Below are 20,630 nucleotides of genomic sequence, written 5' to 3' on the forward strand. Positions count from 1 at the left end.
TAACAAATTTCTATTCGTAAAGTTACATTATATATGACTTTTCCAGCTATATAAAATTCATTGCTCACAAAAAAACTACCGAAAGAAATTCTCTCGGTAGTTTTACTGTATTAACGATATAAACGAACAGCACCTGCAGAATTATCATCAGCTTGTCCTACTACTTCAAACTTCAGACCAAGCTTCGGTAAAATACGTCCTGCATCTGGAATCTGTTGATTAATATACGTTTTAGAATCATCAAACTTCGGTACACCCGCTAAGCCATCATACGTAAATGTTCCACGCGTTGGAGATACAACCTTCCAAGCTGGCGTTTTGTCGAATGAGAACGCCGCATCAGCAATTTGGAATCGTGTACTACTTTTCACTGTTGGTTTACCATTTAAAGTTCCTACAATTGCTTCTGGATGAGAATCAACTACGCCAAGGAAACCATGTCCTGGATGTACACCAACCCAGTTATCAGTGTAAGCTGAATCCGCATACCATACAACCATACCAGTGTTAAATACTGGACCACGAGCAAATTTCAATGCGTTATCTGCCCCAGCATAGTTTCTCCACTCTACATAATAGTTATGTTTTTTCTTCTCAGTTCCGTTAGAAACCGCAAAACCATCTAATTTAAATTGTGGTGTACCTTCCGCATCATCAGAGAATACCACCTTACCATCCACTGTTAGTGAAGCATTATCAAGCGCAAAGCCGTTTAATGCTAGACCACCATCCGTAATGTAATCAAACGTTAATTTTACTTTCTTACCTTTGAATTGACTTAAATCATATGATTTGTCAATCCATTTTCCATTTGTCGTAGCTGCATTTCCACTATTTGCTTTCTCACCAAGTCTTTCAATTAACGTTTGTTGACCGTCTTCTGTTACAGCGTGTACTTCAAGGAAATCGTACTCTGCTTCAATTTCATACAATGACTTGAAATCAAATTTCGCAGTCGTTGCATTTGTTAAATCGAACAGCGGTGTTTCCATCTTTGTATGAAGATCGTCACCTTTTGTGCTGTAGTAATACTGTTTACCAAATGCAGGCTGAATTCCTTTTACATCTTTATCTGGTAAGTTAACACGAATCAGACCTGGACGATCTGACTTCGTAACACTTTGGTCTAAGTATGTTGCTAGACCGATACCTTTATTTAATTTCTCGTAATCTACCTCTACGATATTTGCCCAGTTACCACCTATTGTTTTTTGGAAAAACTCTTTATTTTGTGGTGAGAAACTCGTTGGTGTTGTTCCAGCAATTTTACCAGCCCAGCTACCGCCACTCATAATAGACCAAGCTTCAACCGGCTCACCCTCACCGCTATATTGTGTATCATACTCATCCGGAAGACCTAAATCATGGCCATATTCATGTGCGAATACACCAACCGCGCCATCTTCTGGTTCAATTGTGTAGTCGAATGCTGCCATCTTTCCGCCCCAATATGGAACTTTCGCTTGTGTACCTTCAATTGCGAATGGTTTTGGTCCCACTGTCCAGCGATGTGACCAAATTGCATCATCACCTAATTTACCACCGCCAGCCTCTTGTCCAACACCCGCATGAATGATCATTAAGTGGTCAATTAAACCATCCGGTTGATTTTGATTTCCATCACCGTTTACATCATATTGATCAAATTGATCAAATTCTGATAAATCAATACCGCTATCTACAGCTGCTTTTAATGCATCTTTTACTAAATCACGTGGTCCTTTTGGCCCTTTATTATCATGACCTGTACCAGCATCCGCACCGTAATCAGCAGCTTTACCAGGAACTGTTAACCATTTTGTTACTGTTCCGTCTACTGTGTAACTACCACCAGATTGTTCTTCGTAATATTGTTTAAACGTTTCAATTTTGCTTCCATCATCTAACGTGAATGGTTCATTACCAAATAACATTTTTTCATAGTGTTCTTTGTTAAAATCGTTAGAATACATGTATCCAGGCTCTTTATCGATATTGTTATGTTTAAAGTCAGCGTACTCTACAAGTAAAACGAGTACTTTATCTTTACGAACTTCACCGTTATATTCTTTTCCCTTTGCTGGAGAAGTTGGTACTTTACCATTCAGACCACCCTTAACTGGTCCTGTCGAAGCAGGTGTTCCTGTCGCTGGTTGGTCTAATTTTTCTTTCGTGTCTGCTTTCGCATCTTTCACTTTCTTTAAAAAGTCAGATGCCTCTTTCGTAAGTTGGTCCCCATTTGCCGCTTCTTTCCCAGGATTTTCACCCTTTTTGTTCTCTACATATTTTTCGACAGCTTTCTTTGTTTCTGTCTCTGAAGCTGACGAATCAATTACCCCACGTTTTTTCAGTGCATCTGCTAAACGCTCTTCTGGAATTAAATGGTCATCAACTGGGCTCGTAGCTGTCTTATTCACAGGTGTTTCAGCGTACGCAGACTGAGTGCCCGCGCTGAATGAAAGACCTAATGCAGCTGTCAAAGCAATTGATGATAATACTTTGAATGGTTTCTTTTTCATCCCTTATTTCCTCCCCTAATAAATAATATGTATTACAATTTAAATTTTATTAAAAATTCAATATTTTTTCAATATTTAGTTATATTATGTAATTTTTTTAATATATTTGTAAAAATTCCATAGTTAATATACGAATATATCACAATTCAACAATGTTTTCAGAAAATATTGAAAATATTTGTCAGAAACTTTATAATCGCCATAGAGGGAATTTAATGGGGATTTTATCTTTGTTTCATCTACAAAACATTCGATAATTTGACACATAAAATATAAAAATCAGTTAATTATCGTCTACTATGTAGCAGCAATTATGACCAATAATTAGGGAGGAATTACATTTGTACAAAGATAAGACTGACTCACTAGATCAAGAATGGATTGATTTAATACTTGAAGCTCTAGATGCTGGCATTGCCCTGCAAGATATTGAACACTTTTTTCAACGTATGAAGCATACGAGCCAGGCTCAATAGCCTCGTTCTTTTTAGCGAATTTTATGTTATAATAATCACATCATAAGACGACTACATATTGAGAGAAAGGTGCGCAAATATGATAGGAGAACGTATAAAACGCCTTCGTTTACAAAAAGGCATTTCACTAACAGAACTCGCCGAAAAAGCTGGCGTTGCTAAATCTTACATTAGTTCTATAGAACGAAATTTACAAAAAAACCCTTCCATCCAGTTTCTTGAAAAAATTGCAGCTGTTCTACAAATTCCAGTGGATACTTTACTTCACGATGAAACAACTACGGAAAGTCATCTAGACTCCGAATGGACACAGCTCGTTAAAGATGCGATGAGCTCTGGTGTCTCAAAAGAACAGTTTCGTGAATTTCTCGAGTTTACACAATGGAAGAAAAATCAAAAATAATACATAGTAAGGAGTGCTTAAAACGGCACTTCTTTTTCTTTATAAAAAAAAGCGGGGGATACCCGCTTTTTGATTTATTATTTTTCTTCGCCAGCTTCTTGGTTAGCATTGAATGTCCACTCTAAATTCAATGAATCACCTTGGAATTTGTTTTGATCTTTACCATCATCTTCGAATACAAATTGTACCCATAGATAGTCTTCTGTACCTGCCGCTAATCCACCTTTTTCACCCCACTCAGGAGAAAAGATGTCTTTAGCTACAAGATCTGGATCAGCATTTTGTAAATCAGCTAAAGTTGTTTCATATACAGGCTCACTTTGTTTATCCCAGTTCCAAAGGAATTTCACTTTAATGTGCTTACCAAAATCTTCACCCGCATTATCACCTTTTGCATCTTTAACAGTATACTTTGTCGCTAATTTAACGTCTTTAATCGCTAAAGTACCGTCGTTCTTTAATAAGAACTCTTTCTTAACAGAATCCCCTGGTTTTAAATTATCAATATCTACAAGCGTTTTAGGGTTTAATGTAAGATCTAACGTCCCAGCTGCAAATGTATTGTTCGATACTTCTTTATCACTAAAGAATGCAAACGTTCCTCCACCAATTAAAGATAACCCCAATGCTGCTGATGCAACTCCCATACCTAATTTCTTTTTCAGACTCACAATCAATTCCCCCTAGCTGTTTTTTGTATTTTTATCTCTTATTTCAAAATAAGAGGTGTAACTAAAACTATATTAGCTTAGCTAATATTTGTTCTTTTTTTAAAACCTTAAGTTCATTATAACGAACAAAACTGTATAAATACAATATATTTTTTGATTATTTTTATTTCTCAACATTTTTTCTTTTTTTTCGGAAAATTATTGAGAAATAAAGTAAAACTTTGATCAGTGTTTTTTGTCCATCCCACTGATTATTAACCTTCACCAAATAGCGTGCGGCGAACTAACTTCCTCGTATTCGTTGAATTTTTTGGCCTTGATACCTTCGAAAAAAACAAAGCAAATAGATGAGTAGTAGGGCTCCCTCATCCATTTGTCTTATTATTGTATTTATACCTTCCGAAATGCTGCTGTATTTTACTTGCCATTCCTATTTCTTCTGTTCTTCTTGTTTCTTGCTCTCTTCTAACTTTTTCGCTTCTTCTTGCTTCTTACTCTCTTCTAGTTTTTTCGCTTCTTCTTGCTTCTTACTCTCTTCTAACTTTTTCGCTTCTTCTTGCTTCTTACTCTCTTCTAACTTTTTCGCCTCTTCTTGCTTCTTACTCTCTTCTAACTTTTTCGCCTCTTCTTGTTTCTTACTCTCTTCTAGCTTTTTCGCTTCTTCCTGTTTCCTACTCTCTTCTAGCTTTTTCGCTTCTTCTTGTTTCTTACTCTCTTCTAGCTTTTTCGCTTCTTCCTGTTTCTTACTCTCTTCAAGGTTCTTTTGCTTTGTTGTTTCATCTACTAATAATTTCTCAAAAGCTTGAATTTGTTTATCAATCACTTGTAAATTAACCTCTTTATCAACATACTCACAGTGTTCTTTAACTATATGAAAACCAGCATTCACATACGAGAATACTTGCTTATTAGATTCACTTTTATCTCCAGTTAACTCTTCTTTCACTTTGTTATAAGGATTTTCTATTGATACATATACTTTTTGTAATAGTTCTCTCTCAGCAGTTATTTTCTCACGCCCTTGCTTCCACGTAACAAGCACCTGTTCTAACTCTTGAGTGGAAGTGAAAGTTACTTTCGATTTCATCTCTTCATACTCATGCAAAATAACTTCCTTATGTTGCTTAGCTTGTTCTGTTAACTGATCAACTGTTTTTGGAAAAATACTTGCTGTAGAAATTGTTGCCTGTACTTTCGTCTCATGAATGAAAGCTGCCTCTGTATAAGTCATCATTTGAGAACCTAAATAAAAAGTAATAGAGCACAAACATGGCAATATAAGCATCTTTTTGAATTTGCGAGGTGTCTTCAGCATTTTAATCTCTCCTATCGAACAACTCGTTCTTTATCAAGAACTATAACTTTATTATAATAAAGTGAATTACAAAATGATATAAAAATTATGTTTCTTTTTACATTTCTCTTTTAACACAAAAAGAGACTACCTTTGATAGTCTCTTTTTGTTGTCATTATTATTTCGTTTCACCATCGCCTTGCTGTGCATCAAACGTCCAAGTTAATTGTAACTTGTCGCCTTGGAATTCATTTTGGTCTTTTTTATTATCAACGAATTCAAATTTCACTTTGAATTTATCAGATTTACCTGCAGAAATACCTTTTTCATCCCAGAACCAAGCAGCTAAATCATTATTTACTGCTGTAAGTGTATCACCCTTCAATTTATCTAATGTAGTTTCTTTCACAATCGTCTCATGCTTATCTACATTTTTTAAGAATGTTACTTTAATATGTTGGCCAAAATCTTCTTTATTATCTTTCTTCGTATCTTCTACATTATAGTCTGTTTTTAATAGAACCTTTTTAATATCTAAAGAGCCTTTATTTTCTAGTTTAAATTCTTTTTCAACTGTATCACCAGGTTTTAAATTCGATACATTAACAACTGTTGATGGATTTAATGATAAATCAAGCGTACCAGCCGCAAATGTATTATTTGACACTTCTTTATCGCTAAAGAATGCAAATGTTCCTCCACCAACTAATGCTGCTCCTAGTACTGCCGATGCGATACCCATCCCTAATTTTTTCTTTAAAGTCATGTCCAAATCCCCCATAATATATATATTTGTTAATTTCCTAGTAGGAAATTATAACTAAGATAACTAGACGGATTGTTCTACTTTTTTATCTTTCTTTTCTCCGTCGATGCTACGAATAGCGCCAAAAATAGAAATCGCGGAATAGCCAAGTAAAAAGACTCCTGGAATAATAAGAAGTAATGCTGCTCCCGCTTTTGAACTCGCATAATTCAGTCCATAACCAAGGTATGGAACTGTAATATCTGCATACTTTCCGATTACATTCTCTGCCAGTACTGGCGCTAAATCTGGTCCGTTGTTGTTATCCCCTTTTGTTTCATACATTACTTTTCCATTTGTATCTTTCACACCGATAATACGGTGAGTGACAATTTTGTCATCTTTCTCTTTAAAGGTAATAACATCACCTTTTTGATATTTAGAACCATCTTTCGTTGGCTCTATCGCAATGATTGACCCTGTCAAAAATGTTGGCTCCATCGATCCTGAAAGAACGCTCTTAAATTGATATCCCATCACTGTTGGATCACCGCCACTCGCTTTTGAAGAAATAACTACAAAAGCTAAACAAACCATTACCGCAAATAAAACAAATGAGATAACGTTGCTAATCACCTTCCAAATTAATTTCATCGTCTCTCTCCCTCTCCGTTGTTTTATATTATTTGAAGTATACAATATTCATTTTCGTTCTTTAACAAGAACACAAGTAAATAATATAACGAACAATGTAGAAATGCAATAAGAAAATTTACAATTATTAGTTAAATCACTTTTGAAATGCATGTAAAAAAAGACCGTGACAAATCTCATCACGGTCTACTAGCAATTTATTTCTCTTCTGATTTCATTCCTTGTTTATTTCGGCGCAGCACTACATATAAAATGACTCCAAATAATACAATCGCACCTATCCCAACACTTATCACTTTTACATTTGATTCCTCTACTTCAGGTGCAACTGTATCTTTTTTAGGCATCGCAAACGTAACATCTTCTTTTGAAAGAACATTTATAGTCGCAATCGTTTGATTATTCTTCGTGATATCAACTGCACCAACTACCTCACCACGGTGGATTCCTTTATGATACAACGAATCTTTATCTAATGAAGCCGCCCGGAAAGTCGTTCTCACATTTTTCCCTTCATCTTTCTTAAGCATAAGTTCTACACTTTTTTCAAGTTCACTATCAATATTTTTATTTAAATACGTTGTCTTTTGATGCCAACTATGTTTATCTAGTACAGTTTGCTTCGTAAATTGCCCAAAAGAATATTCCGCCATCTGCTTCAAATCTTCATAAATTTCAGGTCTTTGAGAAGCCATTACTACATTTATAATACGATTACCGTCCTTCTCATTTAATAAAACGAGCGTATTGCGCGCTTCATTCGTAAATCCTGTCTTACCACCCATGCTATATGGATTTTCAAAATAAGTAGACTTATTAAAAATAGACACTGTTTGCGTAGATGTCGTAACCGTCGTTCTTTTCGTATTCATCGCTTGTAAAATTTCAGGATACTTTTGCACGCCCCTCGTAATCATGGCCATATCATATGGTGTCGTATAATGATTTGGATCATGCAACCCATTCGGCGTTACAAAATGGCTATCTTTAGCCCCTAATTGCTTCGCCTTTTCATTCATCATATTAGAAAAATTTTCAACATTCCCTCCAATACGCTCCGCAATCGCATATGACACATCATTTGCACTCAGCACCATTAAAATCATAAGTGCGGTATTTCTATTAATAGTCTCACCAGGTTGAAACTCAATTTGATAATTACTCTTCTCTTGATCTAATGCTAATTGTGAAAACGTAAATTGATCCTCTGGCTTCGTATGCTCCATCAGTAAAATCGCCGTTAACACTTTCGTCATACTAGCAGGAAACGCACGATGATGTGCATTTTTGTCGTACAACACATCTCCTGTTTTCGCATCAATCGTAGTCGCAAACTGACTAAAAACATTCGGCCCTTCCACAGGCGGAGGTGCCACTTGCTCCGGATTTACTCCAATATTTGTCTCAGCATATAACGTCATAGGTGTCAAAAAAAATAAACAAATAACCATAATAAAAACCGAAATTTTCTTAAAATTTACCATATGACTCTCCCTTTTCCCTTTACTTTCATATTCTATAAAATAACTCTGCCAATCTATATGTAATTTGTATTAAATTGGAAGAATATTCACTATTTTTTACTATATCACACTTTTGCGATAAGGAACATAAATATACAACAAAAAATAAGAAGGAATTACTCTTTCTTATCCTTCTCATCAATCAACGAATCTATTAACTTTTGCCCAGCTTCCTCGGCTGTAATCTCATCCGTCATACCCATAAACGACCAACCTTTAGAATCGACCCACTCAACAAACTCTTGCAAAAACTCATCATGCGTCACATCCACATCAAGAATCGAACCATCGATCGAAATCGTTCTATTTCTAGACACACGCATCTTAAACGTTTTTCTTACCATTACAATAATTCTCCCTCTACTCCTGAATATTTATAAATATCTTGTACTTCTTTTATACATGATTTCTTGAAAATTGTAAAAAGGATATATTGGCCAATTTGCATATTTAAAATGAAAATCTCTTATTATATAATCCTCACACTACATTCATTTGGTCATAAATTACTAAATACATCCATATAAAAAAACAAACCAACTTACATTTTATCACTTCAAATACAAATGACTTTAGTACAATAAAATAGAATATACTAGAAAAAACTGAAAATGAGGAGGAACTCCATGGCACGTTGTACGTATTGTAAAACGAAGTGGAAAGTAAAAGATGTATGGTCGATACTCATGACATTTGAAAAAGATTGTCCGTATTGTTTCGGAAGACAATATCTATCAAAGAAAACATTGAACGCTATGCCAGAACTTATAAGCTTACCTTTACATTTCTTATTCCCTTTTCTTGTTGATTTAAGTGATGAGGGTCCTTTAGATTGGTATCGAAAAAAATAATATAACCACTTTATTCGAACCCACTTTTCATTAAATTCTCTACTTATATATTCCTTAATACACTACTAGCGTAATTCAAAATACTTTCCCTTCAAAAGATTAATATAAAAACATTGTAAATTTTCAGTTAATTATATATAATTGCTTTAACATAATTATTAAAGATACTATTACATAAGTATTTTTAAAGATCCCGTAGCTCAGCAGGGAGAGCGCCACCTTGACAGGGTGGAGGTCGTGAGTTCGAGCCTCTCCGGGGTCATAAAACCTAATAGTATCAAGGCTTGAGAGGACATTCTCAAAAGCTAAAACTGTGGAGGTCTCCATCAGACACCACAAGTTAACAGAGGACTACTTCTAGTCAGCAAATCAGCTGGCTCAGGGGTAGTCCTCTTTTTTGTTTCCATAAAACTGAGAAAGGACTGAAAAGAAAATGCTACTTAAGTTTGCTATGAAGGATTTCAAAGAGGAAAAAGAGTTCGCTAATCTGTCTCCTCGTACAATTCAATCTTATATGGCTACCATGCATGAGTTCCAGATCTTCTGCTCTGAGAGAGAACTGATAGATACAAGAGATATTAGAGAAGCAACTGTTAAGAGTTACCTCATGTATTGCCAACGAACAAGAAAAAACAATGTAGTAACAAGAAACACAAAGCTTCACCATCTCAAGATTTTCTTTAACTATTTACAACATGAGGAGATTATCACTGAGAAAGAAAACCCTATTCGTAAAATGAAGCTGGCTAAAGAGGAAATAAAAATTGAGGTCTTTCAAGATGAACATATCAAACAAATGCTTCGCTACTATAGGAGGTTGAAAGCAAGAAATAAAAGCTTCTACGCTTATCGAGATCACACTATTATAGTTTTCCTTTTAGGAACTGGCTCTAGATTAGGAGAGCTTATCAATATACGTTGGAATGAATTGGACTTGGTAAACCAAACAGTAACCCTATTCGGTAAAGCTCGTAAGCAGCAAACTGTCCCTCTCACGGACAAGCTTGTAAAAGAGCTTTGTGAGTACAAGGTGTTTGTAGAACGTGAACTAGGTAAAACACCTGAGTACGTCTTTACTACTCGGGAAGGTACTCAGCTTACACCTAATGGTATCAAACTCATATTTAAGCGACTCAAAGCGGTAATGAACTTTACTGATGTTCGCTTATCAGCTCATACTTTCCGTCATACTTTTGCTCATCGTTGCTTAATGGCTGGTATGGACGTTTTCACTCTCCAAAGAATGCTAAGACACAGCAACTTAAGAATGACTGAGAGGTATCTTGCTCTTTGGGGAACTGCCTTGAGAGAGCAAAATGATAAGTTTAATCCACTTAATTCACTTGAGATTTAAGACAAATAAAAAGAGAGCCCTGCTTGTAGTTTGGCGACCACACAGGACTCTCTCTTGGAAGAAAACTCGAAGGAGCTTTCTTGTTTGCTATTGTATCATGCTTATTGGTACTAGCTCAAGAGGTCTTCCTTCCTAATTATATAGGAGGAATAACTATGAAGGAATTACGCAAGTATCAATCGTTTAATTCAATTAATGAGATGAACAGCTCCATTGCAGAATGGCTATCAGTATATAAGCTTAAGGAGTCTGAATATACAGTACTATGGAAAGTTGCCTCCTATAGCTGTAAGTTTATTGGAGTTAGCTACCTCAAGGTACAGACATTAGCGGATCTAACAGGCTACTCTAAACGTACTATTCAACGTTGCCTAAAGCATTTATCTGAGTTAGGTATCATTACTCGTATAGAGAGTTTTAAGCCTGTTAGAGGTGGTCATTCAGCGTTCATTAATGTGATCAATCCATTTAATAGTCACACTGTTTTGTCACTCCAAGGGGAAGCCGCGGATCCTACTCCTGAGTGTGTTGATGAGTTACCAGCTCATACAGATACAATTCCTTCTAAAGCTAAAATATCTAATAATAAAACATACGTAGACGAGTTAGGATTAGACAATTTAGTTGCTGCTGGCATTCCTTCAGAGTTCGCTATCTCAGCTATTCCTTTCTTTGATGCTAAACAAGTTTATAAACTATGGAGTCGTGTAAAGTTAGCTGTTAAGAAGCATGCTATGGATCTACCTGAAGAGGATATCATTGAGCAATCTGTAAGTGCTATTAAAGCATCCGTTCTCGTTAGCAAAGTTAAGAGAGTAAGAGACTTCACAGGATATTTCTATAGTGTAGCCGTGAATAAACTGTCTGTTGCTCAGAGGAAGATCGCTAATAAGTTATATGACTTCTTCTCATAAGCGACTTCTCAGATTACTATGTAACGCGAGCTAGTTTGTTTAGCAATGTATTTCTTACATTCTTCGTATGATAACTTATAGAGCGACTGATGAGAATTAGCTATTTAGGCTGTCTCGGTAATACAACTATCATGTTAAATAATGTAGACGAGGATGGAAAAAAACGCAATTTACTCACCTCTATGGTGTCGAAAAGTAAAAGTTAAAAAAATAAAGATTTTATACATATATCTTGTGTCTTATTTTGAAACGTAATACCATATATAGAGAAAACAAGGTAATAACTAAGGGGGATATTATAATGACAAACACTATTAAAGCTGTAAATGAGAAAACAGAACTAAAGAGTATCATCAAGCAATTATGCAGAGAAGCTTACAAACTAGGAGCTTACCCTAAAGAGTCATCCGATGAGGTTCTATTAGTAGGTGAGATCGATAATACAGTTTACCTGTTAACATACTACGAGGAAGGTTGCATCATATTAACTTCGGAGGCAGACTCAGAAGAAAACTTTACAATCACTTTCCCAGATGGTGACACTACAGAGTCCAACCTTGAAGAGTACGTGTTTCCTATGCAACCGTTATTCTATGAAGTATTCTACCAACAGTTATTCGACGTGGTAGATCCTGCAGAGTATACAGATAAGTAATAACAAAAAAATAAAACTAAAGGGGATATGTAAAATGACAACAAACACTATTAAAGCTATGGGGTTATCAAAACTAGTAATCAAACTACACGAACTACGCATTCAATCAGCTGATACGCTAGAGAACGTAAATCTAATCGAGGAAATCGCTACTACAGAGACAGCCATCCTACGAGAACTACCAGCTCTGTATAATAAAATTACAGATAAGATTCTAAGTGAAGCCATCTCAGAGTTAATTGTTGCTGAGGAGGATGATGTTGAAGCTGTAACCAACTTGAATGACATAGGAAGTGAAGCAACCAGCGAGGAGTACGAACAATTACTTAAGAAGGCAACCTTCACAGGTGACCGTTTAGCGCAAGCGTGGAATGATTTCCTAGTGGAATACGAGGGCTACTGTGAAGATCTAATCAGCGTTACTCCTCGTAGGTTCCAATAAATAACACCCACCGAGCTGGTAACTAGATAGGTATCGGCTTCTTTGCTTCCTCATGAGGTGACTTAGTAAAACTAAGTAAGCAATAACAAAAAATACCGAGAGCGCATCTCCTGAGTAATTACTCGATAGGGTTTACCCACCTACTCAAAGTTAATCCCCTCAGAATGCATCTCTCGGTATTTTAATTTCAAGATATACTAATTAACCAACGAATAGATGAATACCATAGAGTCCCTAACACTCTCTGAGTGGTCTAACTGTAAAGAGATTTCCTCCTCAGGTTTACCCTTACATTAATTGAAATTATAGTTTGTACACTCGTTGAAACCAGTGAGATAACTCTTGGGACTACTGTTTATTTAGCACAGATCCCCAAGTTTTACCTACAGTAATCCCCCTCGGATATCCTAATTTAATGATGCTCTACTTAGAAATTCTGTACAAAAAATAAAGCAAGGATTTCTCCCTGCTTCTGTTAGTTTCTTTTATTGAGAAGATTAACCACCAATATTCTTATCTGCCATTCTATACAATCTATATCTATTTTGCCCTCTTCTTTTTTCGATTTCTAAATATAACCTCTAACACTACTACTGCGATAAATCCTACAGTTAGTTGTAAACCTGTAAACAGAAGTTTAACATTTAGAGGAATATCAGGTGCACTCCACAGCAACGCTGGAGGAATAAGGATGCCAATGATTACAATGATTCTCATTATCTTCCCCATTTTGTTTCTCCTATCGTATTTTTGAAATCTATATGTATTTTTAAACTAATCTACAATTCTACTAATTTTTCACGTAGAACTAATTCACTCTCAGTCATATACCCTCTATGCATTTCCTCTACAATTTTATCATGATTAAAACATAATACCTTTTCATCACCTAAATAGCCCACTGGGTAAGGAACGCCCACATAATCAAAATCACGTTTATCTACTGATACAACCATTCTTCCAATAATCATAACAAATTGTTCTATCTCTTCTAGCTTAACAACTGTTCCAATCGGTAAAAGTTTCATTTACTCATCCTCCTTTTAATATACTCCATTAAATTAATTGCTCCTATCGCCATTGCCCCCCAAAAGACCACACCAAATGTATATATAATCTTTTCTTTTATTGAATATGGCCCCATCAGCCCGACAGCGGCTGAAATTACAACCATTATTACCATTATAATTTTCAGAATCTTCATTGTATTATTACTCCTTATCCTTCTTCTCAAACTTAGCAAAAAATCCCCCACCATGACTTTCCCCAAAGTATGCACCCATCTCTTGACCAAGGTGTATTTTAGCCCCCGCTGTACCAAATCCATACTCTAGGCGAACTGTTAAGTCATGATCTTCAAAAAATGGGATAATGTCTGGAATATCAATTTTTTCAAATAAAACTTCATATTTGTTTACTGTAGCCTCCGCTCCAAGCTTTAAGGTATACTCATCTATTCCAGCAACACCTGATACATCCCCATATTTTTGTGTCACTGTAGCTTGTCCTATATAATCATTAGACATTTCTTTTTGAATTGAACTCTCAAAAAGAGAACCGCCAGCTTTAATTCCAACCAAATCCCCGCCTGCAACATCACCGATTAATGTCTTCCCATCCTTTGGAATGCTAGCTTCGAAAGAACCTGATCCACCTTTAAATGCAAGTTTATTCCCCTGAGATATTTCATACTCTCCTTCTATTAGTGACCCTTCTGCTTTGAATCCCATATGGTCACCTTCCGCAAATTTAAAATCCCCCTTTAATACCTCGTAATCCCCTTTAAAAGGTTTCCCAGTTAAAATACTAGAGGCCATCGCAATAGCAACATCCATATTATCTACCTGTTCGAATTTATTAGCAGAATCAAGAAGAAACTTCTCAAGTGGCTCTAATATGGTTATAAATTGTGCCATTTTAAATGATGAATCACGGAAATCCGTATTAAATTTCATATAGGTTGAGCCCAACCAATTACTAGAAATCATATCAATATCTCGTTTTAGTCGCTCCTGTGTTGCAGTTGCATTCGTGATAGTTGATCTAATAGTCCATGCTACTTTTCGCAACTGTTCAGGAGTAACTTTTATATCCCCCATAGCCATTCCCCTTTTAAATATTTATATAGGATATTTTACCATAGAAAATTAATTTTACAGAATAATATTTTTTATACTCTTAAAAATCCGAAAACTCCCTACCCCTAGCCTTATCTTTCTAGGTAAAACTAAAAAGGTAGCTTTGGATTGCTACCTCACGAGACACAACCATCCAGTGTGATCTGTTGGAGGAATCTCAATTCAGCATCTTCCTCTACCCTACCTGCTTGGTATTCCAACTCACTTACCTCAGTAACATTAACCCCCTCGAGGTAGACTAACTTATCAAATAGGTTACTAAACATGTGGAACGTATCAATCTTAACTATGTGGAAATGCTCCTCAGGTGTTACCTCTCTATAGTGTGCCTGTTTATACACTTCTCCCTCAGGTTTAAACTTATAAGTAACAGCTACTTTAATATACTTGTTCATATTAGTTTCCTCTCTTTCTGTTCATCTCTCTTATTTTGTTGTGTGGCTTAAAGGCTTCTCTTTTGTATTCCAGCTCACTAATCTCCTTAACAGTTACACCTAACACTTTGCCCCCAGAGGTATGCTTATCAACTGTTTCCTGCATAGTATCTCTATAGAAGGGTTCCAAAACGGTTCTAGCCACCTCCGGAGATTCCTTAACAATCATAAAGTTAGTATAAACATGCTTCTCGTCCACTTCGTAGTAATACACTGTAGTTTCAACACTCACATAGTTAGCCATATAACTCCCTCCTCGTGTTTATAAAATATCAGGTACTACGATTACGCTATACAGGTTAATCTATACTAGGATTCTTATTGAATTCTGCTGTTGATACTGTAGTCTAAACTACATGGGAAGCCCTCCTATTCCTAAGAGGGCAACCAATTAGTTTCTTCTGATTACTTGCTTGTCGAATCCAAAACCAGTTGTACCTCCAGTACCTGTAACAGCTTGGTTAACTTGCATCTCTAACTCGTTAAGGTCTGATCCGTCTAGCTTCACAGAACCCTCATGCTTGTGAGTAATAACTACGTTCATACTATTAGAACCACCAGTAAAGGCTTCTAAGCCTGTACCTGCTAGAGCAACATCAGCCTCGTTAGTAACCCCTGAGAAGGCACCTCCGATAGCTTTCTGCATAGCTCCTGCTTTAGTTAGTGCTGACTCGTACCAAGTTGGGAAGAACGCTTCACCAGATTTATCTAAGTCACTTAATGGCCCTTTCTTGGCAGGTGAGAACGGTAGGTACTGTCGGATAGATTTCATTCCTGACCAAACAGCATCTATAGCACCATTAAAACCTTGCCTAACCCCATTAGTGAAGCTACTTAGTAACCCTTTACCAGAGTTATATAAGTCTCCTGACCAACTCCAGAAGCCGTCCCACATAGATTTCATGCCACTCCAAGCGATATTACCTAGATTATTCAAGTTGTTTTTTGCTCCAGTAGTGAAATTCTTGGCGTTAGCTACCCCAGCATCCCACATAGAGGAAGCTCCTGCCCAGGCTACATCTACCATATTGCCAAACTTGTTAGCTGCATCATCAACCATTCCACCAAGGTATCGCTTTGTCTCACTCTTCATAGAGTTGTAGTTACTAACTGCTGAGTTATACATCTCGGTAGATTTAGTCCTAACAGTGTTAGTCATGTTATTCCAATCATTAGATGTTTCAGCCCACCACTCTTTGGCGCCTCGAACCATCTTGTCGTACTGCTTCTCTACCCACTGAGTACCTTCTCCCCAGTACCTCTTCATGTCACCCCACAGTTTCTTTCCGTAAGCTGAGACAGTATCCCAGTTCTTCCATAGAAGTACACCTGCTGCAACAACTCCCATGATAGCTGCTGCGATCCAAACTCCAGGGAATAATCGTGTAGCAGTATTCAACGCAGTTTGTGCAAATGTTTGACCTGCTGTAACAGGTATCAACCACCGGAACGCCTTCATTAGAAGTCCACCTGCGTCTGAAGCTGCCTTAAATGCATCTGAGACAGACTTAACAATCATTAAAGCTTTAAACCCTAAGTAGAGCGATCCTAGTAGAGGTAGTAACCAGTTAGCGTTATCTATTAGAACTAATAATGCACCACCAAGAATACGAAGTACAGTCTCTAAAGCGCCTGACTCGATAGACCATTTAAGGAAAGCATCAGCAGCTTGTAGCACTTGTATGGCGAACGGAAATAACACTTCAATCATCTTCCAAAGTACATCTACGATAGTACCTATCAACCTAAATATTACTGGAGTACTAACTTGTACCATGTTGAGGAAGTTCTGGAATCCTGGGTTAGATTGTAGCTCCCAAGCCCACTTAGCGAACTTGTCAGTCATACTCACCATTCCATCTCCGAATTGTAAACCTAACGGAGCGAATGCTACCATGAGACCGCCGAACCCTTTGAGGATGTTACCTGCCGAGATCATTACCCTCTCGAACATCGGTACCGCAAAAGTATTCATATGCTCAAAGAATGGAGCTACACGGCCTGACTCGATAGCTTGGTTCATGTAGGCAAACATGTTAGCAAATGACTCACCAGTAGCTTGAAACACTGGGAAGAGTGGCCGCATAACAAGCCTTAGCCAGTCCATCGCTTCAGCCATAACTCTAAGAGTAGTAGGTGTCATCTGATCTTCCATGTCTCTCCATTGATCTTTAAACTCATTGATAGCTACTACAGCTTGCTTCTCAGCTTCTGTCATGTCCTGCCAGATAGCTTCCACTTTAGCCATTGCTTTGGCGTACCCCTTAGCATCGTTGTTAATCATGGCTGCATTAACATCGAGCATTGCATCTTCGAGGTCGCCTGCTTTCTCCCATGTTTTCATTATCGTGGTGGCGGCCAGTCCCCCGAATCCTACGGCAGCAATACCAGCAGTACCAAACAGTGCAGTTACAGCTCCGAGTCCACCTAGTAAGGCTGGCGTCATAGCGGAAGCTGCAATGGTGATACCTCCTATGACAGCTGCCATCTTTTTAGCTTCTGACGAGGTGTGCCTAAACTGGGCACTCGCTCGGTCATCCGCATCAATTATAATCTCAATTAAACTAGCGATTTAAACCACCTCCAATGTGACCTACGCGAACGACAAATAAGCTTACCTGCAAAGTAAGCATGTGAGTTATCGTACTCATAGGTATTTATTTTTCATCAATATCAAATAAACTTAAAAGATTAACCTCATTTGGATTATCCGAGTTGTGACGACTCTTACGATACTTACGGTTAAGCCCTAGAGTCTCAGCCTGACGGATTGCTTTTCCTTCAAAGTCTACTAGGCTAACCTTTAAGTTGATTGCATAGTTCATACCTACAGAGTCAACTCGCATAGCTTTAATTGAATTTATGAGGAAGCGATCTAGTGCTACCTCATCTAGCGGCTCCAAGTCATAGTTTTCCTTGTAGTAACTCCAAGTGTTATCGTAGAAGGCTTGCTCCTCCTCAGTCCACTCCTCAAGGAACTTCCTAGAATAAATCCCATGAATCGTCCTCTCGTGTCCCGTCTTCAAGTTTGCATCTCTCACTTTTTTTCCCTCCTTGGTAGTAGCTCCTGTGCTACGTCCTCCGTGCATTCTACAGCGGAAGTTCTTCTCATTAGTCGGTGGCTGAGTACATATCCTGCCACTCCCACAGATAGCACCACATATACTTTCTTCTTTCTGTAGCTTCTCTTTGATAGTTACCATCTCCTCAGAGCCTCTTGTGAGGTCACCACTAATAAGCCTGTCTCTCACGTTGTTTATATACTCACGGAGACCGTTAGGTAATTCCTTAGGCTTACCCATGTTATCTACCTCCCTATTACAACCCCTTATTTCTTAGTCCTAGTCCTTGCAGGTACTCCTCATACTCTCTGTCCTGATCAGCTGTGTACTTAGTGGTATTTTCACCTCTTAGGTTGGCCATGTAGGATTGATACTCAGCTTCCATCTTCATTTGTAATTCACGGAATTTCATTTGGAGTTGGAACTCTTTTGCCTTCTTGTATAGTGCTTGCTTGCGATCATCTAATTGGGGTTGCTCACTGAATAATTGTGCAGTTTTTACTTGGGGGAATGTTACGAGGCTCACCTCACGGATCTTATCGGGATTACCTTGTTTTTCAGTGTAAAAGGAGATCGATATCTTTTTCATAAGCTTCTTGGTTATCTTCTCTTTTGCCATATCGTCGATAATCCTAACTTTACCCATGAGCTTATTACCTATTACACTCACACTCTCAAGGAAGCCTACAGTATCTCGTACGCTACTCGAATGGTCTAGCTGTAAGGGTGTCTTTTCCTCAGCATTAAATGAATCAGCCAACCTCTTCAAGTCTTTGATTGTGTAGTTGCGTCCTCTGTGCATTCCTGTAGAGAATAATTCAGCTTCTTTGAGTAGATCCTCTTCGGGTGCGCCTTGCGAGAATGATTCAAGTAGGATGCCATCTTCATAGAATTGTTCAATCATTAGTTTCAACTCCTCAGTTTAAATAAATTGCAACTACTTTAGCTTATCGCTCGGGGAGTTGCCACCCATGAATACGACTCTTATAGGTTCTCGATTCGTTTTTCTGTCTCGTGGTGCAGTTCAATACCGTGCTTATCGAGTACAGCCTTCATAGCTTCAAATGCTTCCTTGACGATTTCCTTAGCCTTTTCTTGCCCTCTGGAATTGTCTTCTGAATTAGCATTGATTACAAAGGATTGACCTACTGGATTAATTTGTTGGAAGTCACCTAATCCATAGGCCTCTGATAGATCAATACCTTGCTTGTGTACACCTTTCATACCGTGTGAGCTATAGCTATCAATCCCAAAGAAGTCATTAATTCCACCAATTACTTTACTTTGTTTAATTGCCTCAACGTTTTTCTTACGAGCTTCTTCACCTTGAGATCGGAACAGCTCTTTGTTAGCTTCAAGTTTCTTTTGTTGAGCTTCTACAATTTTAGAATCCAGCTCAGAAAGTTCTTTTCGTAGGATTTCAACTCGCTTAGTTCCTTTGTCCTTACTCGCTAGAGCTTGTTTGTCATTCTCGTCAATGATTAAGTTTGCTGAGATAATCCCTAGAGCACGTTCAACCTCGCTGATTTGTGTAGCTACTCCTGAGCGTTTACCTTGTAATTCCGACTCTGCTACCGTTAACTTATCCAATTCCTTTTGTGCAGCATCTACAGTCTTCACTTTCTTACTTCCGCTTTCTAATAATCCTTTAATTGTGTTTAACATATTCGAACACTCTCCTTAGTTTTAATTAATTTAGTTTGGTTCCCTTTTGTTCCTAGAGGTGGAACTGTGTGAGGGTGTAGTTGTTGAGGTTTCCTAATCGGTAATGATTCCTAGCAGTTTAGCAATCTCCAATTTCCCCTGCTCGCTAAACTCCATTTGAACACCTGATTGGGTAGGCTTGTATCGGATATAATCTAGCTCACGTAAGTACGTGTAGTTTGCCATATGAAGATAATTCTTTCTTTTGCTTCGGTAGATAATCTTCTTATCTATTAGCTCGTTGTACAATTCTTGAGCCGATCTCATACCAAGTAATTTAGCGAGGTCAGTTGCTGTACAGTAATGTTCGTTAGCTATTACCTTGTCCACGTATTCAACCTTTGGAGTTTGCACTTTAATTGTTTCCTCTGCTTGTTTAAGCTGCTGAGTCTTCCTATCTAGTGTTCTCTGAGCTAGCAATAAAGCCTTAGCGATAATCGCTTGTTCATCATCTTCCTCTGTTGTAACAATGTAACCACCATCTTGGCGAATACTCGGTAGGACTTCACTAGTCATCCACTTCTTGAACGCTTTCGCTTGTGGCTTGCGACTAGCTAGGATTAAGCTATATAGACCTGACTCGTTAATAAAGTTTGTATTGCCTGATAAGCCCCCTATGTTTAACATAGTCACCTCATCAGAATCTAACCTTTGAGTTGCTTGCGTAGTATTTTGAATCTCTAATACTTCACATACGTCTTTAGCAGCAAACCAAACAACTTTATCCTGTTCAATTGTTCTTACTTGTCCTAACTCGCTGTGATTAAACACTTGTAAATTATTCATTTTCTTCATCTCCTTTTTAGTTTTT

Annotated in this window: 26 protein-coding genes and 1 tRNA gene; 9 read left to right on the forward strand and 18 right to left on the reverse strand. The window is 37.5% G+C overall.

Going from position 1 to position 20,630, the window contains the following annotated elements:
- Positions 1 to 110: 110 nt before the first annotated feature.
- On the reverse strand, positions 111 to 2,498 hold the full coding sequence (gene inhA1, locus SJY24_RS23910) for a M6 family metalloprotease immune inhibitor InhA1 (RefSeq protein ID WP_377866409.1): 2,388 nt from the start codon (positions 2,496 to 2,498) through the stop codon (positions 111 to 113).
- A gap of 341 nt (positions 2,499 to 2,839) precedes the next feature.
- Here inhA1 and SJY24_RS23915 point away from each other — a divergent pair, with 341 nt between their 5' ends.
- Complete coding sequence (locus SJY24_RS23915) at positions 2,840 to 2,974, forward strand: anti-repressor SinI family protein (protein WP_000276220.1); 135 nt, start codon at positions 2,840 to 2,842, stop codon at positions 2,972 to 2,974.
- Between the two features lie 79 nt (positions 2,975 to 3,053).
- Complete coding sequence (locus SJY24_RS23920; RefSeq protein ID WP_000578889.1) at positions 3,054 to 3,377, forward strand: helix-turn-helix domain-containing protein; 324 nt, start codon at positions 3,054 to 3,056, stop codon at positions 3,375 to 3,377.
- A gap of 77 nt (positions 3,378 to 3,454) precedes the next feature.
- Here SJY24_RS23920 and calY read toward each other — a convergent pair whose 3' ends face one another.
- From calY to SJY24_RS23950, 6 genes are all read right to left on the reverse strand, one after another.
- Positions 3,455 to 4,048: a biofilm matrix protein CalY gene (gene calY, locus SJY24_RS23925; protein WP_000053718.1), complete on the reverse strand. Its 594-nt coding sequence runs from the start codon at positions 4,046 to 4,048 to the stop codon at positions 3,455 to 3,457.
- A 430-nt stretch (positions 4,049 to 4,478) separates the two neighbouring features.
- Positions 4,479 to 5,363, reverse strand: a complete 885-nt coding sequence (locus SJY24_RS23930; protein ID WP_377866410.1) for a DUF4047 domain-containing protein — start codon at positions 5,361 to 5,363, stop codon at positions 4,479 to 4,481.
- A 158-nt stretch (positions 5,364 to 5,521) separates the two neighbouring features.
- A complete protein-coding gene (locus SJY24_RS23935; protein ID WP_377866411.1) occupies positions 5,522 to 6,109 on the reverse strand; it encodes a TasA family protein in 588 nt (195 codons plus the stop codon).
- A gap of 63 nt (positions 6,110 to 6,172) precedes the next feature.
- Positions 6,173 to 6,742: a signal peptidase I SipW gene (gene sipW / locus SJY24_RS23940; protein ID WP_377866412.1), complete on the reverse strand. Its 570-nt coding sequence runs from the start codon at positions 6,740 to 6,742 to the stop codon at positions 6,173 to 6,175.
- A gap of 197 nt (positions 6,743 to 6,939) precedes the next feature.
- A complete protein-coding gene (locus tag SJY24_RS23945) occupies positions 6,940 to 8,226 on the reverse strand; it encodes a D-alanyl-D-alanine carboxypeptidase family protein (protein ID WP_377866413.1) in 1,287 nt (428 codons plus the stop codon).
- A gap of 155 nt (positions 8,227 to 8,381) precedes the next feature.
- Positions 8,382 to 8,609, reverse strand: a complete 228-nt coding sequence (locus SJY24_RS23950; protein ID WP_002064332.1) for a hypothetical protein — start codon at positions 8,607 to 8,609, stop codon at positions 8,382 to 8,384.
- Positions 8,610 to 8,891: 282 nt separating this feature from the next.
- On the opposite strand from SJY24_RS23950, the gene SJY24_RS23955 reads away from it, so the two are divergent.
- From SJY24_RS23955 to SJY24_RS23980, 6 genes are all read left to right on the forward strand, one after another.
- Positions 8,892 to 9,116, forward strand: coding sequence for a hypothetical protein (locus tag SJY24_RS23955; protein ID WP_377866414.1), 225 nt, complete (start codon positions 8,892 to 8,894; stop codon positions 9,114 to 9,116).
- A gap of 189 nt (positions 9,117 to 9,305) precedes the next feature.
- Positions 9,306 to 9,378: transfer RNA gene (locus SJY24_RS23960), tRNA-Val, on the forward strand.
- A 171-nt stretch (positions 9,379 to 9,549) separates the two neighbouring features.
- Positions 9,550 to 10,470, forward strand: a complete 921-nt coding sequence (locus SJY24_RS23965; RefSeq protein WP_377866415.1) for a tyrosine-type recombinase/integrase — start codon at positions 9,550 to 9,552, stop codon at positions 10,468 to 10,470.
- A gap of 155 nt (positions 10,471 to 10,625) precedes the next feature.
- A complete protein-coding gene (locus SJY24_RS23970) occupies positions 10,626 to 11,384 on the forward strand; it encodes a helix-turn-helix domain-containing protein (RefSeq protein ID WP_377866416.1) in 759 nt (252 codons plus the stop codon).
- 301 nt (positions 11,385 to 11,685) lie between these two features.
- The gene (locus SJY24_RS23975; RefSeq protein ID WP_377866417.1) at positions 11,686 to 12,039 is read left to right on the forward strand and encodes a hypothetical protein; all 354 of its coding nucleotides are present in this window, start codon (positions 11,686 to 11,688) and stop codon (positions 12,037 to 12,039) included.
- Positions 12,040 to 12,073: 34 nt separating this feature from the next.
- Entirely contained in the window at positions 12,074 to 12,481 is a 408-nt protein-coding gene (locus SJY24_RS23980) for a hypothetical protein (protein ID WP_377866418.1), read from the forward strand.
- 540 nt (positions 12,482 to 13,021) lie between these two features.
- Here SJY24_RS23980 and SJY24_RS23985 read toward each other — a convergent pair.
- From SJY24_RS23985 to SJY24_RS24015, 7 genes are all read right to left on the reverse strand, one after another.
- Entirely contained in the window at positions 13,022 to 13,210 is a 189-nt protein-coding gene (locus SJY24_RS23985; protein WP_000516413.1) for a hypothetical protein, read from the reverse strand.
- A gap of 50 nt (positions 13,211 to 13,260) precedes the next feature.
- Complete coding sequence (locus tag SJY24_RS23990; protein ID WP_061686355.1) at positions 13,261 to 13,509, reverse strand: DUF4176 domain-containing protein; 249 nt, start codon at positions 13,507 to 13,509, stop codon at positions 13,261 to 13,263.
- A complete protein-coding gene (locus SJY24_RS23995) occupies positions 13,506 to 13,685 on the reverse strand; it encodes a hypothetical protein (protein WP_377866419.1) in 180 nt (59 codons plus the stop codon). The genes SJY24_RS23990 and SJY24_RS23995 overlap by 4 nt, the downstream gene beginning before the upstream one ends.
- 7 nt (positions 13,686 to 13,692) lie before the next feature.
- Positions 13,693 to 14,580, reverse strand: a complete 888-nt coding sequence (locus SJY24_RS24000) for a WXG100 family type VII secretion target (RefSeq protein ID WP_377866420.1) — start codon at positions 14,578 to 14,580, stop codon at positions 13,693 to 13,695.
- A 155-nt stretch (positions 14,581 to 14,735) separates the two neighbouring features.
- A complete protein-coding gene (locus SJY24_RS24005; RefSeq protein ID WP_377866421.1) occupies positions 14,736 to 15,014 on the reverse strand; it encodes a hypothetical protein in 279 nt (92 codons plus the stop codon).
- A gap of 1 nt (position 15,015) precedes the next feature.
- On the reverse strand, positions 15,016 to 15,297 hold the full coding sequence (locus tag SJY24_RS24010; protein ID WP_377866422.1) for a hypothetical protein: 282 nt from the start codon (positions 15,295 to 15,297) through the stop codon (positions 15,016 to 15,018).
- Between the two features lie 147 nt (positions 15,298 to 15,444).
- Positions 15,445 to 17,301 carry a phage tail tape measure protein gene (locus SJY24_RS24015; RefSeq protein WP_377866423.1) on the reverse strand — a complete coding sequence of 619 codons (1,857 nt, stop codon included), beginning with the start codon at positions 17,299 to 17,301 and terminating at the stop codon, positions 15,445 to 15,447.
- Between the two features lie 100 nt (positions 17,302 to 17,401).
- Here SJY24_RS24015 and SJY24_RS24020 point away from each other — a divergent pair, with 100 nt between their 5' ends.
- Complete coding sequence (locus SJY24_RS24020) at positions 17,402 to 17,629, forward strand: hypothetical protein (protein ID WP_377866424.1); 228 nt, start codon at positions 17,402 to 17,404, stop codon at positions 17,627 to 17,629.
- 81 nt (positions 17,630 to 17,710) lie between these two features.
- On the opposite strand, the gene SJY24_RS24025 is transcribed toward SJY24_RS24020, so the two are convergent.
- The 4 genes from SJY24_RS24025 to SJY24_RS24040 form a co-directional block, all read right to left on the reverse strand.
- The gene (locus tag SJY24_RS24025; RefSeq protein ID WP_377866425.1) at positions 17,711 to 18,355 is read right to left on the reverse strand and encodes an HGGxSTG domain-containing protein; all 645 of its coding nucleotides are present in this window, start codon (positions 18,353 to 18,355) and stop codon (positions 17,711 to 17,713) included.
- A gap of 16 nt (positions 18,356 to 18,371) precedes the next feature.
- A complete protein-coding gene (locus SJY24_RS24030; protein WP_377866426.1) occupies positions 18,372 to 19,019 on the reverse strand; it encodes a hypothetical protein in 648 nt (215 codons plus the stop codon).
- A gap of 80 nt (positions 19,020 to 19,099) precedes the next feature.
- Positions 19,100 to 19,780, reverse strand: coding sequence for a hypothetical protein (locus SJY24_RS24035; protein ID WP_377866427.1), 681 nt, complete (start codon positions 19,778 to 19,780; stop codon positions 19,100 to 19,102).
- Positions 19,781 to 19,873: 93 nt separating this feature from the next.
- A complete protein-coding gene (locus tag SJY24_RS24040) occupies positions 19,874 to 20,605 on the reverse strand; it encodes a BRO family protein (protein ID WP_377866429.1) in 732 nt (243 codons plus the stop codon).
- Positions 20,606 to 20,630 lie beyond the last annotated feature (25 nt).

The organism is Bacillus sp. R86525 (genome assembly GCF_042466195.1).
Classification (GTDB): domain Bacteria; phylum Bacillota; class Bacilli; order Bacillales; family Bacillaceae_G; genus Bacillus_A; species Bacillus_A nitratireducens.